Source organism: Mycobacterium sp. IDUB_39 (genome assembly GCF_055419205.1).
In genome coordinates this window covers 85941-102226 of the sequence record NZ_JBVAXF010000004.1, presented here as the reverse complement: position 1 = coordinate 102226, position 16286 = coordinate 85941, and the positions used below count along the sequence as shown (strand labels likewise).

16 protein-coding genes are annotated in these 16286 nt (G+C 67.3%); 3 read left to right on the top strand and 13 right to left on the bottom strand.

The features are described 5' to 3' along the window. Positions 1 to 22: 22 nt before the first annotated feature. Together ACZY0X_RS15830 and rfbD are read right to left on the bottom strand one after the other, a co-directional pair. Positions 23 to 1066, bottom strand: a complete 1044-nt coding sequence (locus ACZY0X_RS15830; protein ID WP_463771739.1) for a cellulase family glycosylhydrolase — start codon at positions 1064 to 1066, stop codon at positions 23 to 25. Between the two features lie 47 nt (positions 1067 to 1113). Next, a complete protein-coding gene (rfbD, locus tag ACZY0X_RS15825) occupies positions 1114 to 1980 on the bottom strand; it encodes a dTDP-4-dehydrorhamnose reductase (protein WP_463771738.1) in 867 nt (288 codons plus the stop codon). Positions 1981 to 2047: 67 nt separating this feature from the next. On the opposite strand from rfbD, the gene ACZY0X_RS15820 reads away from it, so the two are divergent. Together ACZY0X_RS15820 and ACZY0X_RS15815 are read left to right on the top strand one after the other, a co-directional pair. Beyond that, on the top strand, positions 2048 to 3511 hold the full coding sequence (locus ACZY0X_RS15820; protein ID WP_463771736.1) for an LCP family protein: 1464 nt from the start codon (positions 2048 to 2050) through the stop codon (positions 3509 to 3511). Next, entirely contained in the window at positions 3499 to 4221 is a 723-nt protein-coding gene (locus tag ACZY0X_RS15815) for a TIGR03089 family protein (RefSeq protein ID WP_463771735.1), read from the top strand. Before ACZY0X_RS15820 ends, ACZY0X_RS15815 begins: the two co-directional genes overlap by 13 nt. 11 nt (positions 4222 to 4232) lie before the next feature. Here the strand turns inward: ACZY0X_RS15815 and ACZY0X_RS15810 are convergent, their stop codons facing one another. The 3 genes from ACZY0X_RS15810 to ACZY0X_RS15800 are packed head-to-tail and all read right to left on the bottom strand — an operon-like array spanning position 4233 to position 7154. Beyond that, complete coding sequence (locus tag ACZY0X_RS15810; protein WP_354525360.1) at positions 4233 to 5396, bottom strand: acyl-CoA dehydrogenase; 1164 nt, start codon at positions 5394 to 5396, stop codon at positions 4233 to 4235. Positions 5397 to 5410: 14 nt separating this feature from the next. Continuing rightward, complete coding sequence (gene purE / locus ACZY0X_RS15805; RefSeq protein WP_463771733.1) at positions 5411 to 5977, bottom strand: 5-(carboxyamino)imidazole ribonucleotide mutase; 567 nt, start codon at positions 5975 to 5977, stop codon at positions 5411 to 5413. Continuing rightward, on the bottom strand, positions 5967 to 7154 hold the full coding sequence (locus ACZY0X_RS15800; protein ID WP_463772451.1) for a 5-(carboxyamino)imidazole ribonucleotide synthase: 1188 nt from the start codon (positions 7152 to 7154) through the stop codon (positions 5967 to 5969). Before ACZY0X_RS15800 ends, purE begins: the two co-directional genes overlap by 11 nt. A 155-nt stretch (positions 7155 to 7309) precedes the next feature. Here ACZY0X_RS15800 and ACZY0X_RS15795 point away from each other — a divergent pair, with 155 nt between their 5' ends. Next, positions 7310 to 8017, top strand: a complete 708-nt coding sequence (locus ACZY0X_RS15795) for a GtrA family protein (RefSeq protein WP_463771732.1) — start codon at positions 7310 to 7312, stop codon at positions 8015 to 8017. Here ACZY0X_RS15795 and ACZY0X_RS15790 read toward each other — a convergent pair. The 8 genes from ACZY0X_RS15790 to ACZY0X_RS15755 form a co-directional block, all read right to left on the bottom strand. Further along, positions 7972 to 8490 carry a PH domain-containing protein gene (locus ACZY0X_RS15790; RefSeq protein WP_241400463.1) on the bottom strand — a complete coding sequence of 173 codons (519 nt, stop codon included), beginning with the start codon at positions 8488 to 8490 and terminating at the stop codon, positions 7972 to 7974. The two genes, ACZY0X_RS15795 and ACZY0X_RS15790, sit on opposite strands and share 46 nt — an antisense overlap. A 26-nt stretch (positions 8491 to 8516) precedes the next feature. Beyond that, entirely contained in the window at positions 8517 to 9335 is an 819-nt protein-coding gene (locus ACZY0X_RS15785) for a biotin--[acetyl-CoA-carboxylase] ligase (RefSeq protein WP_463771730.1), read from the bottom strand. 129 nt (positions 9336 to 9464) lie between these two features. Next, a complete protein-coding gene (locus ACZY0X_RS15780; RefSeq protein ID WP_463771729.1) occupies positions 9465 to 10949 on the bottom strand; it encodes a sugar transferase in 1485 nt (494 codons plus the stop codon). Positions 10950 to 11069: 120 nt separating this feature from the next. Continuing rightward, a complete protein-coding gene (locus ACZY0X_RS15775) occupies positions 11070 to 11615 on the bottom strand; it encodes a YdcF family protein (RefSeq protein WP_463771728.1) in 546 nt (181 codons plus the stop codon). 41 nt (positions 11616 to 11656) lie between these two features. Next, on the bottom strand, positions 11657 to 12889 hold the full coding sequence (locus ACZY0X_RS15770; RefSeq protein WP_463771726.1) for a lipase family protein: 1233 nt from the start codon (positions 12887 to 12889) through the stop codon (positions 11657 to 11659). A 30-nt stretch (positions 12890 to 12919) separates the two neighbouring features. After that, positions 12920 to 14143, bottom strand: a complete 1224-nt coding sequence (locus ACZY0X_RS15765) for a lipase family protein (protein WP_463771725.1) — start codon at positions 14141 to 14143, stop codon at positions 12920 to 12922. Between the two features lie 16 nt (positions 14144 to 14159). Then, the gene (locus ACZY0X_RS15760; protein WP_463771724.1) at positions 14160 to 15065 is read right to left on the bottom strand and encodes a sialate O-acetylesterase; all 906 of its coding nucleotides are present in this window, start codon (positions 15063 to 15065) and stop codon (positions 14160 to 14162) included. Then, positions 15052 to 16269 (bottom strand): lipase family protein, encoded by a 1218-nt coding sequence (locus tag ACZY0X_RS15755; RefSeq protein ID WP_463771722.1) that lies wholly within the window; start codon positions 16267 to 16269, stop codon positions 15052 to 15054. Before ACZY0X_RS15755 ends, ACZY0X_RS15760 begins: the two co-directional genes overlap by 14 nt. Positions 16270 to 16286 lie beyond the last annotated feature (17 nt).

Sequence of the window (16286 nt, the reverse complement as noted above, 5' to 3'; positions counted from 1 at the left end):
CAGCGCGTGTCGCGTCGTCGACTCAGCGGGCCAGAACGCCGGCCGTGACCTTGGGCTGCCAGTCCGACGTCAGGAGCGCGCCGAAGTTGGATTCGCGGTCGCCACGGTTGGCCGTGTCGGTGTCTCGGATGCTGTAGATGAACGCCGGACCGCTGTAGGACGTTGCGGCGACGGCGGACAGCACGTCGGTGATCTGCTTGGCCTGTTCTTCCTGGCTGACGCCGTCGGAGTCCTCACTCGTCGGGGCACCCATCTCGGTGATCCAGATCCGCTTGCCGCCGTCGCCGTTAGCGGCCATCACGTCGTGCATCGCCGCGAGGTCGGAGAACCCGTTCTCCGGGTTGGCGGCCAGACCCGAGGGAAAGACGTACGGGTGGGCCGCGGCAGCGTCGAAGCTGCCCTTGGCACCTGCCGCGTACATCTTCTCCATGAACGCCGGTGGCGACTCGTCACCGGGGAGCCTGCTGAGCCCGGCCAGGACGACGGTGCTGTTGGGCTGCGCGGCCTTGATCGCCGGATACGCGGCCTTCACCAGCTCGGTGTAGCGCGGCGCGTTGTGCGGGGTGAAGCCGAAGAACAGCGGCAGGTTGGGTTCGTTCCAGAGCTGCCAGCTCGACACCTTCCCGCCGTACCGGTTGACGACAGCTGTCGAGAAGTCGGCGTAGTCGGCGACGTCATTGGGCGGCGCGGTGAAGTACGACCCACCCGGGCGGGCCCAGTCCGGCGAGAAGGCGATGACGCCGAGGACCTTGAGCCCCCGCGCCGCTGCGGCGTTGACCACCAGGTCGGTCTGGCCCCAGTCGTAGCGCCCTTTGGCTGTCTCGATCTTGGTCCACGGGATCAGGACGCGAAGCCAGGTCGCGGAGGTCTTGGCGACGGCGTCGAGTTCACGGTTGACGTCGGCAGAGCCCAGCCACGTCATCTGGGCGCCGTCACCGAAGCCGTAGCCCCCTGCCGGGACCGCAGGCGGGGCCGCGTTGGCGCTGGGTGTCACGATCGCCGCCACGAGAATGGCCGCGAAGCCGATCGTGAAGCGCTTGAGGACGGTTGCCGACAGTCGACTCATGCTGACGAACCTACCGGAGTCGGTGCGCGGTGACTGCGACGCTTCAGCTACTCCGACAGCGGCACCGACATGGCCTCTGCCAGCCCCTCACGCCAATGCCGCAACGGAGTCAGGCCCGCTTCGGTCGACTGTTGCGACCCGAGCGCCGAGTACGGCGGCCGCGGCGCGGGGCGCGGGTGGCGTTCGCTGTCGACGGGCCGCACGCGCTCCGGATCGGCACCGGCGAGTTCGAACACCGCTCGGGCCTGCTCCCAGCGACTCGCCTCACCCAGGTTGGCGGCGTGCAACACGGGCTGCCGAATGGTGCCCTCGGCGACCTCGAGCAGAGCCTCGACGAGATCGCCGACGTAGGTGGGCGACCCGATCTGGTCGGCGACCACCTCGATGGTCTCGTCACCCGCCGCCTTGCGCCGCATGGTCGCGACGAAGTCCGAACCGGTGCCCGAGAAGATCCAGGCGGTGCGCACGATGAACGCGTCGGGCATGGCGGTCAACACGCCGAACTCACCGGCGAGCTTGCTGCGTCCGTAGGCGCTCAGTGGGCCCGTCAGGTCATCGATCTCATAGGGGCGACGAGCCTCATCACCGAAGTCACCGCTGAACACGTAGTCGGTGGAGATGTGCACCAGATCGGCTCCGGCGCGCGCACAGGCATGTGCGACGTTCTCCGCACCGGTCGCGTTGACCGCCGTCGCCCTGGCCTCGTCACGCTCGGCGTCGTCGACCCTGGTGTAGGCCGCACAGTTGATCACCACGTCCCCGGCCGAGATATGACGCTCGACGGCCGTCGCGTCGGTGACGTCACAGTCGGCCGATGAAAGCGCAAGGACCTCATGGCCGCGGCGACCCGCCTCAGCTGCCAAAACCCGCCCGACGAGCCCTCCTGCACCGGTGATGACCACACGTTGATCCATGTACTCGAGTCTGGCACGCCGGTCGGCGCTAACCACTTCGCGGGCACCTCGCCAGTAGCCTGGGCTGATGCCAGGTCGCATTGCCCGCACCATTGCCGTGGTCACAGCGTCGGTGGTCGTCGTGGGCACCGGCGTCGCCTGGGGCAAGATCCGCTCGTTCGAGTCCGGCATCAACCACATCAGCGCGGAGGCGCTTGGCGGTGGCGGCGAGGACGGAGCCATCGACGTCCTGCTGGTCGGTATGGACAGCCGTACCGACGCACACGGCAACCCGCTGTCCCCCGAGGAGTTGGCCACGCTGCGCGCCGGTGACGACGTGGCGACCAACACAGACACCATCATCCTCATCCGAATCCCGAACAACGGTAAGTCCGCCACCGCGATCTCGATTCCCCGCGACTCGTACGTGGCAGCGCCCGGCTTCGGCAAGACGAAGATCAACGGCGTGTTCGGCGCGGTGAAACTCGACGAGATGAAACAGCTCGTCGAGGTCGAGGGCGAGGATCCGGCGACTGCCGAGCCCAAGGCGGTCGAAGCCGGCCGTGAGGCACTCATCGAGACGGTCGCCGACCTGACCGGGGTGACCGTCGACCACTACGCCGAGATCGGCCTGCTCGGCTTCTCACTGATCACCGATGCCCTCGGCGGTGTCGACGTGTGCCTGAAGGATCCCGTCTACGAACCACTCTCGGGTGCGGACTTCCCCGCCGGCTGGCAGAAGCTGGACGGCCCCCAGGCACTGAGCTTCGTCCGCCAGCGTCATGACCTACCGCGTGGCGATCTCGACCGTGTCACTCGTCAGCAGTCCGTGATGGCCTCGCTCGCCCACCAGGTGATCTCCAGCAAGACGCTGTCCAGCCCGGCGACGCTCAACCGTCTCGAGCAGGCAGTGCAGCGATCGGTGGTGCTCTCGGACGGCTGGAACATCATGGAGTTCGTCGACCAGTTGCAGAAACTGGCGGCGGGTAACGTCGCCTTCGCGACGATTCCCGTTCTGCAGGAGGACGGCTGGAGTGACGACGGCATGCAGAGCGTGGTTCGGGTTGATCCCGATGCGGTGCGCGACTGGGTGAACGGTCTGCTCAAGGATCAGGACGAGGGCAAGACCGAGGTCATCGCCTACTCGCCGGACAAGACCACGACCGAAGTCGTCAACGACTCCGACATCAACGGCCTGGCCGCCGCGGTGTCGGACGTTCTGACCGGCAAGGGTTTCATCGAGGGGCATGTCGGTAACAACGAGGCCGAGCGTGTGCCGTCAAGTCAGGTGCAGGCCGCGAAGTCTGATGACCTTGGCGCCCAGGCCGTCTCGCGGGATCTGGGCAACCTGCAGATCGTCGAGAACGCCGCGGTGCCCCCCGGAACGGTCCGAGTGGTGCTCGCCGATGACTACACCGGCCCCGGTTCGGGTCTGGGAACCGAGGACACCGGCCAGACGGTGGATCAGGCGTCAGGCGAGGCCGCGGTCGAGGCGCCGTTGCCATCACCGGTTCTCACCGCCGGATCGGATGATCCTGCGTGCGTGAGCTGACAGTCACCGGCGCGGTCCTCGACCCGCTGCTCGCGTCCAATTCCGCAGCACCGTTCATCACCTACTACGACGACGCGACGGGTGAGCGCATCGAGCTCTCTGCGGCGACGCTGTCGAACTGGGCCGCCAAGACCGGCAACCTGCTGCGCGACGAACTCGGCGCGGGCGTCAGAACCCGTGTCGGACTGGCACTTCCCGCGCACTGGCAGACCGTCGGCGTCCTGTTTGGCATCTGGTACATCGGTGCCGAGGTTGTGCTGGGAGGTGGTGAGTGCGATATCGCCTGCTGCACCGCCGACCGTCTCGACGAGGCCGATGCCGCTGTGGTGCCGGGCGGTGAGGTGGTCGCGTTGTCGCTGGACGCGTTCGGCAAGCCGGTCGAGGGACTGCCCTTCGGCATCACCGACTACGCCACGTCGGTGCGGGTGCACGGTGACGGCATCACCCCGGAGCCGAACCCGGGCCCGGCCCTGGCGGGCCGATCGGTGACCGAGATTCTCGCCGCGGCAACGGCGCACGCCGAATCGCGCGGCTGGACCGGGACTGATCGCGTGCTGTCCAGCGCGTCGTGGGACACCGCTGACGATGTCGTCAACAACATGCTCGCGGTGTTCGCCGCGGGCGCATCACTGGTACAGGTGGCTCATCCCGACGCCGGGCAGCGCGATCGACGCGTGCAGACCGAGAAGGTCACCACCGAGCTGACGTAGTCAGCAGGCGGTCACTTGAGCAGCGCGCGCGACATGACGACGCGCTGAATCTGGTTGGTGCCCTCGTAGATCTGGGTGATCTTGGCATCACGCATGTAGCGCTCGACCGGGAAGTCGACGGTGTAGCCGTAGCCGCCGAACAGCTGGACGGCGTTGGTGGTCACCTCCATCGCGACATCGGAGGCGAAGCACTTCGATGCCGAGGAGATGAAGCCGAGATCGGGTTCCCCGCGCTCGGCGCGCGCCGCCGCCGAGTAGACCATCAGGCGAGCGGCCTCGATCTTCATCGCCATATCGGCCAACATGAACTGCGTGTTCTGGAAGTCGCTGATCGCCTTGCGGAACTGCTTGCGCTCCTTGGTGTATGCGATCGCCGCGTCCAACGCGCCCTGGGCGATACCGACGGCCTGCGCGCCGATGGTCGGACGGGTGTGGTCCAACGTCGCCAGCGCGGTCTTGAAGCCCGTACCCGGGTCACCGATGATGCGGTCACCGGGGATGCGGCAGTCCTCGAAGTACAACTCGGTGGTCGGAGATCCCTTGATGCCCAGCTTGCGTTCCTTGGGCCCGACACTGAAGCCGGGGTCATCCTCGTGTACGACGAACGCCGAGATGCCGTTGGCGCCCTTGTCGGGGTCGGTGACGGCCATGACGGTGTACCACTGCGAGTGACCACCGTTGGAGATCCAGCACTTCGAGCCGTTGAGTACCCACTCGTCGCCATCGGCCTTGGCCCGCGTGCGCATCGCAGCGGCGTCGCTACCGGCCTCGCGCTCGGACAGCGCGTACGACGCTGAGGCCTCACCCGCGCCGATCGAGGGCAGCACCTGCTGCTTGAGTTCCTCCGAGCCGCGCAACAGCAGACCCATCGTGCCCAGCTTGTTGCAGATCGGGATCAGCGACGAGGACGCACAGACTCGGGCCACCTCCTCGATGACGATGCAGGCCGCGATGGAGTCGCCACCCTGGCCGCCGTACTCCTCGGGGATGTGGATCGCCGAGAAACCCGATGAGTTCAGCGCCGCGAGCGCCTCGTCGGTGTAACGGGCCTTCTCATCGACATCGGCCGCATACGGCGCGATCTCCTTCTCGCACAGGGAGCGCAATACGCTGCGCAACTCGTTGTGCTCGTCGGACAACTTGAAAACGTCGAAGGACGGATTGCCAATCGCCATGCGTGAACTCCTAGCTACTCGCCAGTAACTTTACCCTGGGTGTCGGGCGCACCGAGCAAGCGGTCGCGCAGAGCGGCGTCCTTCTGCAACACCATCGCCTCCAGGTCGGCCTGGAAGCGTTCCATGCGTGCGCGCAGGCCCGCATCCGCTGAGCCGAGGATCCGCACGGCCAGCAGGCCCGCGTTGCGTGCGCCACCGATCGACACCGTCGCGACCGGAACGCCCGCGGGCATCTGCACGATCGACAGCAGCGAATCCATACCGTCCAGGCGCGCCAGCGGTACCGGAACGCCGATCACGGGTAGGGGTGTCGCGGAGGCGACCATGCCCGGCAGGTGGGCCGCGCCGCCGGCTCCGGCGATGATGACCTCGATACCCCGCGCCGCGGCACCGCGCGCGTAGTCGAGCATCCGTCCGGGGGTGCGGTGTGCGGACACCACGCCGACCTCGAAGGGCACCTCGAACTCGGCGAGCGCAGTGACGGCGTCCTCCATGACCGACCAGTCACTGTCACTGCCCATGATCACGCCGACGCGTGGCTCTGAGGTCGACTTGTCTTCGCGCGAGCGCTCATCCACCATGCGGGTCCCATCCGTCCGTCCATATGCCGTGTGACAACCAGTGCGCGGCGCGGGTCGCCCGCTCCCGAACGTCGGCCACATACGCCTCGTCGTCCAGGGCTCCGTGCGCCCCACCGAGGATATTCACGTGGCCGATCTTGCGGCCCGGGCGCTCCGACTTGCCATACAGATGCACCTTCGCGTCGGGCATCCGCGCGAACAGGTGATGCAGCCGCTCGTCCATGGCCATCGCCGGCGCCTGCGGCGCACCCAGGACATTGGCCATCACGGTCACCGGTGCGATAGGCCCGGTGGCGCCCAGCGGGTAGTCCAGGACCGCCCGCAGGTGCTGCTCGAACTGGCTGGTGCCGGCGCCGTCCATCGTCCAGTGGCCGGAGTTGTGCGGTCTCATCGCGAGTTCGTTGACGAGCAGCCCGCCATCGGTCGTCTCGAACAGTTCCACCGCCAGCACGCCGACGACACCGAGTTCACCGGCCAGCCGCAGACCCAACTGCTCCGCGGTGGCCGCCAGTTCTCCGGTGAGGTCCGGTGCGGGTGCGATGACCTCGACGCAGATGCCGTCGCGCTGGACCGTCTGCACCACCGGCCAGGCCGCCCCCTGCCCGAACGGCGACCGGGCAACGAGCGCGGACAGCTCGCGCCGCATGTCCACCCGTTCCTCGACCAGCACGGGCGCACCGTCGGCGAGGTAGCGCTGCGCGGTCTCCCGCGCCTCGGCGAGATCCTTGGCCAGGGTGACTCCTCGGCCGTCGTAACCGCCGCGGGCGGTCTTGACCACGATGGGGCCGCCGACACGGGCAGCGAACGCGTCCACGTCAGCGGGATCGGTGACCTCCGCGAAGCGCGGTATCGGCGCTCCGAGCTCCTCCAACCTCCTGCGCATGACGAGCTTGTCCTGGGCGTGCACCAGTGCCTGCGGCGGCGGGGCGACGTTGACGCCCTCGGCGACCAGAATGTCGAGCAGGTCGGTCGGGACGTGCTCGTGGTCGAACGTCAGAGCCGCGGTGCCGGCGGCGGCCCGCCGCAGTGCCTCGAGATCGGTATGGGCACCGATCACGACGTCGGGGCTGACTTGCGCCGCGGGGTCGCCGGGTGTGGCGGCCAGCACCCGCAGGGTCTGGCCGAGTGCAATGGCGGCCTGATGGGTCATCCTGGCCAGCTGGCCGCCACCAATCATCGCCACGACAGGGGGTGCGCTCACGGTGCCAATGGTGTCACGCCCTCAACGGCCATCCTGACGGCCTGTTGGACGGTCCGTTGCACGGCCTGCCGTATGGGCCGCGACCTGCACGGGTACACGTCGGGCACGTGATTTCCGTACACTCACCATTTGTGTCTTTCGCTGATGCCACCATTGCGCGGCTACCCCGCGTGATCCGGCCATTCGCCGAGCGGCACCATGAACTCATCAAGTTCGCGATCGTCGGTGGCACGACGTTCATCATCGACTCCGCGATCTTCTTCACGCTCAAGCTCACCATCCTCGAGCCCAAGCCCGTCACGGCCAAGATCATCGCGGGCGTCGTCGCCGTGATCGCGTCCTACATCCTGAATCGGGAATGGAGCTTCCGCGACCGCGGCGGCCGCGAGCGGCATCACGAGGCGCTGCTGTTCTTCGGGGTCAGCGGTGTCGGGGTGGTGCTGGCCATGGCCCCGCTGTACTTCTCCAGCTACGTTCTCGGGCTACGGGTCCCCGAGGTGTCGCTCACGGTCGAGAACATCGCCGACTTCATCTCGGCGTACATCATCGGCAATCTGCTGCAGATGGCGTTCCGGTTCTGGGCGTTTCGGCGTTGGGTGTTCCCCGACGAGTTCGGCCGCGCTCCGGACAAGGCCATCGAGGCGACCATGACGGCAGGCGGTATCGCCGAGGTTCTCGAGGACGACTTCGAGCGCCACCATCAGCTGGGCAAATCGGCTGGCACGCAGAACGGCAAGGTGACTCCACTGCGGCGAGCCGCAAATACGCAGGAGCGACGGCACGTGCGACGTGATCAGCTGGGCGATTCCTCGGAGCCGAGGGTGTCAAAGACTTCGTGATACAGCAGTGAGTGAACCTGTTCCACGCGGGGGATGTCGTGGAACTCAAGGGGATCCTGGGCTGCTGACTCGATGATCAAGGTGCCGGTGCGCACCATCCGGTCGAGCAGTCCGTGGCGGAACTCGACACTGTTGATCCGCGCCAGGGGGATGTCGATACCCGCCCGGGTCAGCAGGCCGTGACGGAACATCACCCGCCGATCGGTGATGACGAAATGGGTTGTCCGCCAGTTGAGGAACGGCCACACGGTGAGCCAACCCACGACGATCAGCCAGATCACGCCGATGACGATCATGACGATGTTCTTGGCCATCTGATCCCAGGCGGTGTTGTTCACCACAGCTGCGCCGAACGCCGCGAGGGCCGTCACCAGCAGCAGGATGAGCACGGGACCGATCAGCCGCTTCCAGTGCGGATGGCGGTGCAGCACGACGCGCTCGTCGGCCGCCAACACGTTATCCGGGTATCCCACGGTGTGACAGTACCCAGCGCGCGTCGCTACACGGGTCGAAGATGCACGATGTCACCCGCCGAGACGACGGCGACGTCACTGCCGGTGTCGATGCGCAGCCTGCCCTGATTGTCGACCGCGAGCGCGTCGCCGACCACCTCACGGTCTCCGGGCATCGTCGCGCGCACGCGCGCACCGATCGTGAGGCTGCGGGCGGTGTACTCCTCGACGAGTCGGGCGTCGGCTCCCCCGGTCGTGCGCAGCGCATCGATGCGGCGCGCCATGTGCGCCAGCAGCGCACCGACCAGCGCCGCGCGGTCGCGGTCATGCGCACCGAGCACCTGAAGGGACGTCGCCGCCGGGTCGGGCAGCTCGTCGGCATCGAGCGACACATTGAGGCCAACGCCGACGACGATCACCGACGCGGGCGAGGCCACCTCCGCGAGAATGCCCGCGAGTTTCTGCCGGTCGGGGCCGGCCAGGACGTCGTTGGGCCACTTCAGGCCCGCCGTGACGCCCGTAACCTCGGCGACGGCGTCGACGACGGCCAGTCCCGTCACCAGCGGCACCCACCCCCACGCACTGGCCGGGATGTCGGTGGTCGGCACGCCCATCGACATGGCGATCTGCGCACGGGGCACGCCCGCCCAGCTGCGGCCGTTGCGGCCACGCCCCGCGGTCTGGTGCTCGGCGATCAACACCGCTCCCGCGATGTCCTCACCCGCGGATGCGCGTGCGATCAGGTCGGCGTTGGTCGAACCGGCTTCGGCGATCACGTCGAGGCGGCGCCACATCGGACCCGGTATCGCGCAGGCGGTGATCAGTGCGGTCTCGTCCAGCGCGATGCGATCTAACTCGTGAGCCATGTCACTAGCCTAGGGCGCGTGGAAATCGGAATTTAACCAAGATCAAATTGATGCTTTTAGATGCCATTTGCGAAGGAATCCAGTATCTATCCGCATCAGGACGCCGATAGCGTTGCTGGAAATTTGCTGTCAGTAGGCGCCGGAGCCGGTGGCAACCGTGCGGACGGTCTTCACCGCGATCAGCACGTCATTGGTGATCGACCAGTTCTCGACATACGACAGGTCCAGGCGGACAGAGTCCTCCCACGACAGATCTGAACGCCCGCTCACCTGCCACAGCCCGGTGATACCCGGCAGGACCAGAAGCCGGCGGCGGACCTGATCGTTGTAGGTGTCGACCTCGCGCCGCAGCGGCGGCCGGGGTCCGACGACACTCATATCGCGGTGCAGCACGTTGAAGAACTGCGGCAGCTCATCGATGCTGTACTTGCGCAGGAGCCTGCCGACCGCGGTGACGCGGGGGTCGTCCTTGACCTTGAAGAGCACGCCGCCGACGCTGTCGTTGACGCCCAGCAGGCTGTCGACGTGCTTGTCGGCGCCGTCCACCATGGTGCGGAACTTGATCATCTGGAACGGCTCGCCGTCGAGGCCGATCCGCTCGGACCGGTAGAACACCGGGCCGCGGCTGGTGAGCTTGATGGCGATCGCGGAGGCGAGCATGACTGGCAGCGCGCAGAGCAGGACACCGAGCGAGACGACGTAGTCGAACGCCAGCTTCTGTACCTTCTTGGTTCCGCTGTACTGAGGCTTCTCGACGTGAATCAGGGGCAGGCCTGCCACTGGACGCATGGTCAGACGCGGACCGGCGACGTCGACGACGCCCGGGGTGACCACCAGATCGACACCGAGTTTGTGCAGATTCCAAGACATCTCGCGAACACCCTCGGGACCGAGATGGTCGGTGGTGGTCAGTGCGACGGTGTCGGCATTGGTCTTGAGGATGGCGTCGTGCACCTTGCCCTCGTCACCGAGCACCGGCAGTGTGCCGACGCCGGGGATGTCGATGCTGCCGCCCGAGGTGTGACCGGTCAGGCACACGCCCACGACCGAGTACCCATATCCCCAGCCCCGGGTCAGGGACTGGACGAGGCTGCGGACGGCCCTGATGTCACCGACGGCCAGAACCGTGACGACGCAGCGCCCGCGGCGACGCTGCCTGGCGAGGTAACTCCTGCAGACGTTGCGGCCCACCAGCAGTGCTGCGAGTCCGAGCGGGAAGGCCACGGCGAGATATCCACGGGCGTACTCGGGCCGGAAGATCATCAGGGCGACCGCGACGACGCCGATGGTCGCCAGCGTCGCGGAGACCACCCGCCGGTACTCCTCGACGCCGGCGCCGACGATGCGCGGCGATCGGGTGCGGTAGGCCGCGAGCAGTGCGAGCCAGATGGCGGCGACGAACATCGACAGGATGAGGAAGTAGATCGACGCCGGATCCCCCGCGGTGATCGGTCGACCCAGGCGCACCATCTGCGCACAGGCCAGCGACAGGCTGACCACAATCACGTCACTGAGGACCAACGCAAGGACGTACCGTCGCTGCCACTGCAGTCCGGCCGGGGTGTTAACCGCGCTCAACGGTGTCCGGGCGGGAGCGAAAATCTCGTCTGCCACCGACAAGAGTCGCCACACCTCCTGTTTGCTGGAAGATAATAATCGTTAGCTGGCCCCCGAGCCAGATAACACTATGACACTGTTTGCCAGACAACGCCACACATTCAGTGAATCGCCTGGTCAAGAACATTCGCCCTGCACGACCGCTTTCGCGAGTCCAGCCCATTGGTATGTAAAAATGTATTCCCAGCCGAGTAGCGACAGTTGATAGCGCCGTGGTACCGCGACCATGACCGTCGCGCCCGGTTCGGCAGAGAAACACTGGCGAAATACCAGCCTGGCCCGCGGCAGGTGATAGCGCCAACTGATGACCATGATTTTCGACCAGCCGCGCGCCTGCGCCAGCTGCCGCATCAGGATCGCCTCCCCACGGGTGGTCATCGGGTCGGGGCGCTCGCAGATCACCTCGATGTCGGGTGACTCCCGACATACCCGGGCCATCACGGGGTCACCCGCTTTGTAGGGGTTCGACAACACGACGGTGGGCGCCCATCCGGCACGCGCGAGGTTCAGCCCGTAGTCCTCTCGACCATCGTGCTCACCACCGAGAACGATGATGGCGTCCACCCGCTGGAGCTCGTCGACCTTGGCGTTCGCGAACAGCACATAACCGCTGATTCCCATGTCGACCAGCAGCACGATGAGCACCACGACGAGGACTTGCACCGTTGTGAGGCATCGCCTAAGCCGCGACATGCTCCGCCTGACTAGGGGCACTCATTGACCACGGGTCTGCCGGCGAATCGCTCGACGATCCACGTCAACGCCTCGCCGAAGTCGATGTCGCCGTGCCCCTTTCCGGATTGAAGGTCCCATTCGACCGTGCCGCCGAGCATGCATGCCCGGGCGATCGCATCGGTTGTCCACTGCGCGTCGACCAGGGTGTCGGCACTGCCATAGACGACATACATCGGCGCCGAGAGCGGTTCTTTCGGTAACGCCCACCGTGCCAGCGGCTCGCGCAGTCGGGACGCGGCCTCTCCGGTGGCGGGTTTGATGTCGTTGGGCGCCAGCGGCGCCGAGGCCGCCGGCCGTTGTTCGACAAGTGGTCCCGCACAGGCGGTCAGCACGTCCCAGGACTGGGCGACCCCGCCGCGGCGGTAGTCGTCGCGGTTCACGTCGGGGAAGCGGCGCGCCAGCGATTCGACGACCAGTGTGAACGCAAGACGCTGGTCTTGGGTCAGGGTGCCGGCCGCGGCCTTGTCGACCAGGCCGCTGACGTCGGCGGCGGGTGCCAGCGCCACCGCGCCGACGAGATCGAGTTCCGGCGCGTACTCGCGAGCCTGCTCGTCGGCCGCCCACGCGGCGCCCCCACCCTGGGAGTGTCCCAGTGCCGCCCACTTATTCGACACGTTCTTGAACGTGTGCCCCAGCGCGCGGACGGCGTCGATCATGTTGAACCCGGCCGTGCGCGCGTCGGTGTAGGGATGCACACCGGGCGCACCCAGCCCCTCGTAGTCCGGCATCGCCACGGCAAAACCCTTGCCGGTCAACCCCGCAACGACAGGCGATGTACCCATCAGGGAACTCGACAACGACGGCCCGCACGGTTCATCGATGCCCGTGGTGCCATGACCGAAGGCGACGATCGGCCAGCCACCCGGTGGCGGCGGTCCCAGCGGGACGAACACCGCACCGGACACCACGGTCGGCGACCCGTCGTCCCCCGACGTGGACCGGTACGTCACCCGCGCCGACTGCTGATGCATTCCCTCGGTGGTGGCCGCGAGGTCCGGCATCGTGACGGCAGAGACGAGTGCGCCGGGGCCCGTTCCGGTGAGGTCGGCATGCGCGATCGGAACAGCCTGCGCACCCGATCTCGACAGAAGGCCGATCACGTCGTTCGCGGCCTTCCACGACACCGGCAGGGAAACACCGAGCGCGATGATCCCGACCGCAGTGGTGAGTGTCAGCAACACCCTCCGCAGCGCTTTGCGCATCTATCCCATCCCCTAGATATCGTCTCGACCCTACTGCTGCGGTCCGATGAACGCCGGGCAGTCATTGCGCGCTGGGTCACCAGCAAACCGCTGATTGATCCAGGGAAAGGCCGTTCCGCCGTCGACGTCGGCGTGGCCGCGGTCGGGCTGCAGCTCGATCGCGATGATGTCACCGCGCCGGCACGCCGCGTCGAGGGCTCGGTCGGTCCACACCGGCGGCACCAGTTGATCCTGGCCGCCGTAGACAATCAGCAGCGGAGCCGATGCAGGCACCTTCGGCAGGGACATCGCCTGAAGCCGGGCTCGGAGCAGATCGACCGCTTCCTGGTCGGTGGGGCGCACGTCGTCATTCGACACCTGGTTGGCGAGTTCGTCGCGTTCCCGCACCTGGGGGCCCTTGCACGCCATGAGGACATCCCATTGGTCCTTGGCCAATCCGTGCCGGTAGTCGTCGAGCCTGAAGTCGGCCGACTCGTCGGACAGGCCACCAAGAACCTGCAACAAGACCATCCGTTGCTCCGCGGTGAGCGTTCCATCCACGGCCGCATCGACGAAACCGTCGATGGCAAGGGGCGCCGAGTAGCTAGCCGAGCCGACCAGTTCCAGCTCCGGCGCGTACTGGGCGGCCAGTTCATTGGCGGCCCAGGCCGCCTGGCCGCCTTGGGATCCGCCGAACGCGGCCCACCGGCCGGACGTGGCGGGCACCAGTTTGCGTGCCGCGCGTACGGAGTCGATCAGGTTGTAGCCCTCGGTGGTGGCGTCGAGATAGGGGTGGTGGCTGCCATCCACACCGAGCCCCTGGTAGTCGGACACGGCGACGACGTAGCCAGCCTTGACCAGACCCGTGACGGTGGTCGACATGCCCAGCAGCATGGGGTCCAGTGACGGCGCGCACTCCGGGCGCGTGCCGGTCGTCGGGTGACCGTAGGCGATCACCGGCCATCCCCCCTCAGGAGCGGTACCCGCCGGGGCGAACACCGTTCCGGACACCTCCCTGGTGCTGCCATCGATACCGGATGTCGACAGATAGGTGATCCGCGCCGCGACGGACGCGGCCGTGCTGAGCCGGCGATCGAGGGTCGGCATGCTGCTGGCCGACAGCAGCGAGCCCGCGACGTCGCCGCCCAGCTGGCCCGGCAGCGCCACACCGGCAGCGGCGCTGGCCTCAGGTGCCTCGGCCGGCGCACTCTGACCACACCCCGTCGCGACCATGGCGACGGCGAACGAACTCGCGAGTAGTAGGCGAAGGCGCATCGACAGACCTCTCCCCTCAGTTCCCTGTGATTCCCTGGGCGTCGGCCCGGTAGCGGGCGAGGGACTCAGAACACATCCCGTGGTAGGCCGACCACATCCGGTCGGCCAGTTCGCGCAGACCGGCGGCGCTGTAGTGCCGGTCCGTCTCACTGTTGAACGCCGACCGCGGCCCGGGAACAAAGACTGTGCGGTGCAATCGATTCGGGGTGTCGCGGTGCACCGCGTCGATGCCGTCGTAGGGTTTTCCGCTGCGCTCCATCTCCTCGGGGACCATCTGACCGAGCACTATGGGCGTGTCGGCGCCGTAGCGCCTCCGCAGGTCGGCGATGAGGCCGTCGAGCTTGCCCTGGTAGGTGGTGGGCGACATCAGCGGCACGTCGGTCTCGCCCTGGTGCCACAGGACCGCGGCTACCTCACTGCCCGGGTATCTGGCCAGCGCCGCGTCAATGGCGGCCACGGCCTGCCGGTACAGGTTGACCCGTGTCGAGCGGTCCCCGCCGTCCCAGGTGTAGCCGTTCTTGGGAGTGAACGACGTGTCACCACGCGCCCCCGGGATCAGCAGCACCGACCTGGAGGTCTCATCTGCCAGCCGCTTGGCGAACGTGACACCGAACCCGACTCGCCCAGCTGGGATTTCGTGGAAGAGGGGGTCGACGCCGAGGACCGCGGTGCCCTTGGACGGCCCGCTCATCGCCCATTGGTGGACCGCGGGATGCGCCCGGTCGAGACCCTCGGGATCCAGGCCGAGCCCCATTCCGAAGGCGTTGGACTGCCCCAGGATCGGCACCACCAGGTAGGGCTGCGCCGGCTCATCCACTGCGATACCGGGTTTGGCGATCCGGCGCTTGACGGTGCACTTGGCCTCGATGAGCAACCGCCGCCAGATAGGGCTGTCCCCATCGGGATTCCTACGGGCATTCATTGACAACCGGCCTCCCCTTGAATCGATCGTCGAGCCAGCGCAGTCCGTCCGTCCACTCCACGTCGCCGTGCCCCGCGGCTGGATCCTCGTGCCAGTTCACCACTCCGCCAAGGGCGCAGGCACGCTCGATCGCGGCAATCGTCCACTCCGGGTCGATGAACGTGTCCCGTCCGCCGAACCCGATGTACAACGGCGCCGACAGCGGGTGCTGTGGCAGCGCCCACGCCGCCAGGTAGTCGCGCAGGATGTCGGCCGCCTCGGCTGTGCTGGGTGTGAAGTCATTGGGCCCGAGCTCCCTGGTCGCGCTCGCGCGTGCGTGCACATCGGCGCCACCGCACGCCGACAACACATCCCAGTAGCGCGTCGCCGCGCCGTGCCGGTAGTCATCGAGGTTCAGGGCGGGATGCAGTCGGGCCAGCGAGTACAGGATGCCCTGCAGCACCGGTCCCTGATCCGGTGTCAGGGTGCCCGCGATGGCCTTGTCCACCAGCCCGGTGACGTCGGCGGCGGGTGACACCCCGACGGCACCGACCATATCGAGTTCCGGCGCGTAGATCGCGGCCTGCTCGTTGGCCGCCCACGCCGCTCCCCCGCCCTGGGAACCCCCCATCGCGGCCCACCGGTCAGAGACTCCGTCGAAGGTTCGCCGCAGGGCCCGCGCTGCGTCGATCATGTTGAGACCGGCCGTCTTCGCGTCGCTGTAGGGATGAATGCCCTCCGATCCGAGGCCCTGGTAGTCGGCCATCGCGACCGCGTAGCCGAGGTTCATGAAGCCCTGTACGGCCTCGACCTGACCCAGCAGCGTCACCGACAGCGACGGACCACAGCGCTCCTGCCAGCCCAGCGTGCCGTGGCCGAACGAGACGATCGGCCACCCTCCGGCCGGCGGTGTGCCCATCGGCGTGAACACGGTCCCCGACACCACGGTGGGAGCGCCGTCGTCACCCGAGGTGGACCGATACAGCACCCGGGCCGAGCGAATCGATCGGCCGAAGTTCGTGCGATCGAAGTCGGCCATCTTGACCGCGCTCACCAATGTGCCCGGTCCGTCACCCGAAAGATCCGCGGATGCAATCGGTTCCGGTGCCGGTGCGTCGCCAGCTCGGTCCACCCCGGCGCGACCGGTCAGCAATACTGCCGCCGTGGCGACGATGGCAACGATCACGAGCGGCACCGCGATCAGGAGAGGCTTGCGACGCGTCACCGGCCACCTGGCCCGTT

Bases quoted from the DNA above. Each gene is read 5' to 3' on its own strand.
- ACZY0X_RS15830 (WP_463771739.1), bottom strand. From the start codon at position 1,066: ATGAGTCGACTGTCGGCAACCGTCCTCAAGCGCTTCACGATCGGCTTC.
- rfbD (WP_463771738.1), bottom strand. From the start codon at position 1,980: ATGGATCAACGTGTGGTCATCACCGGTGCAGGAGGGCTCGTCGGGCGG.
- ACZY0X_RS15820 (WP_463771736.1), top strand. From the start codon at position 2,048: ATGCCAGGTCGCATTGCCCGCACCATTGCCGTGGTCACAGCGTCGGTG.
- ACZY0X_RS15810 (WP_354525360.1), bottom strand. From the start codon at position 5,396: ATGGCGATTGGCAATCCGTCCTTCGACGTTTTCAAGTTGTCCGACGAG.
- purE (WP_463771733.1), bottom strand. From the start codon at position 5,977: ATGGTGGATGAGCGCTCGCGCGAAGACAAGTCGACCTCAGAGCCACGC.
- ACZY0X_RS15800 (WP_463772451.1), bottom strand. From the start codon at position 7,154: ATGATTGGTGGCGGCCAGCTGGCCAGGATGACCCATCAGGCCGCCATT.
- ACZY0X_RS15785 (WP_463771730.1), bottom strand. From the start codon at position 9,335: ATGGCTCACGAGTTAGATCGCATCGCGCTGGACGAGACCGCACTGATC.
- ACZY0X_RS15770 (WP_463771726.1), bottom strand. From the start codon at position 12,889: ATGCGCAAAGCGCTGCGGAGGGTGTTGCTGACACTCACCACTGCGGTC.
- ACZY0X_RS15765 (WP_463771725.1), bottom strand. From the start codon at position 14,143: ATGCGCCTTCGCCTACTACTCGCGAGTTCGTTCGCCGTCGCCATGGTC.
- ACZY0X_RS15760 (WP_463771724.1), bottom strand. From the start codon at position 15,065: ATGAATGCCCGTAGGAATCCCGATGGGGACAGCCCTATCTGGCGGCGG.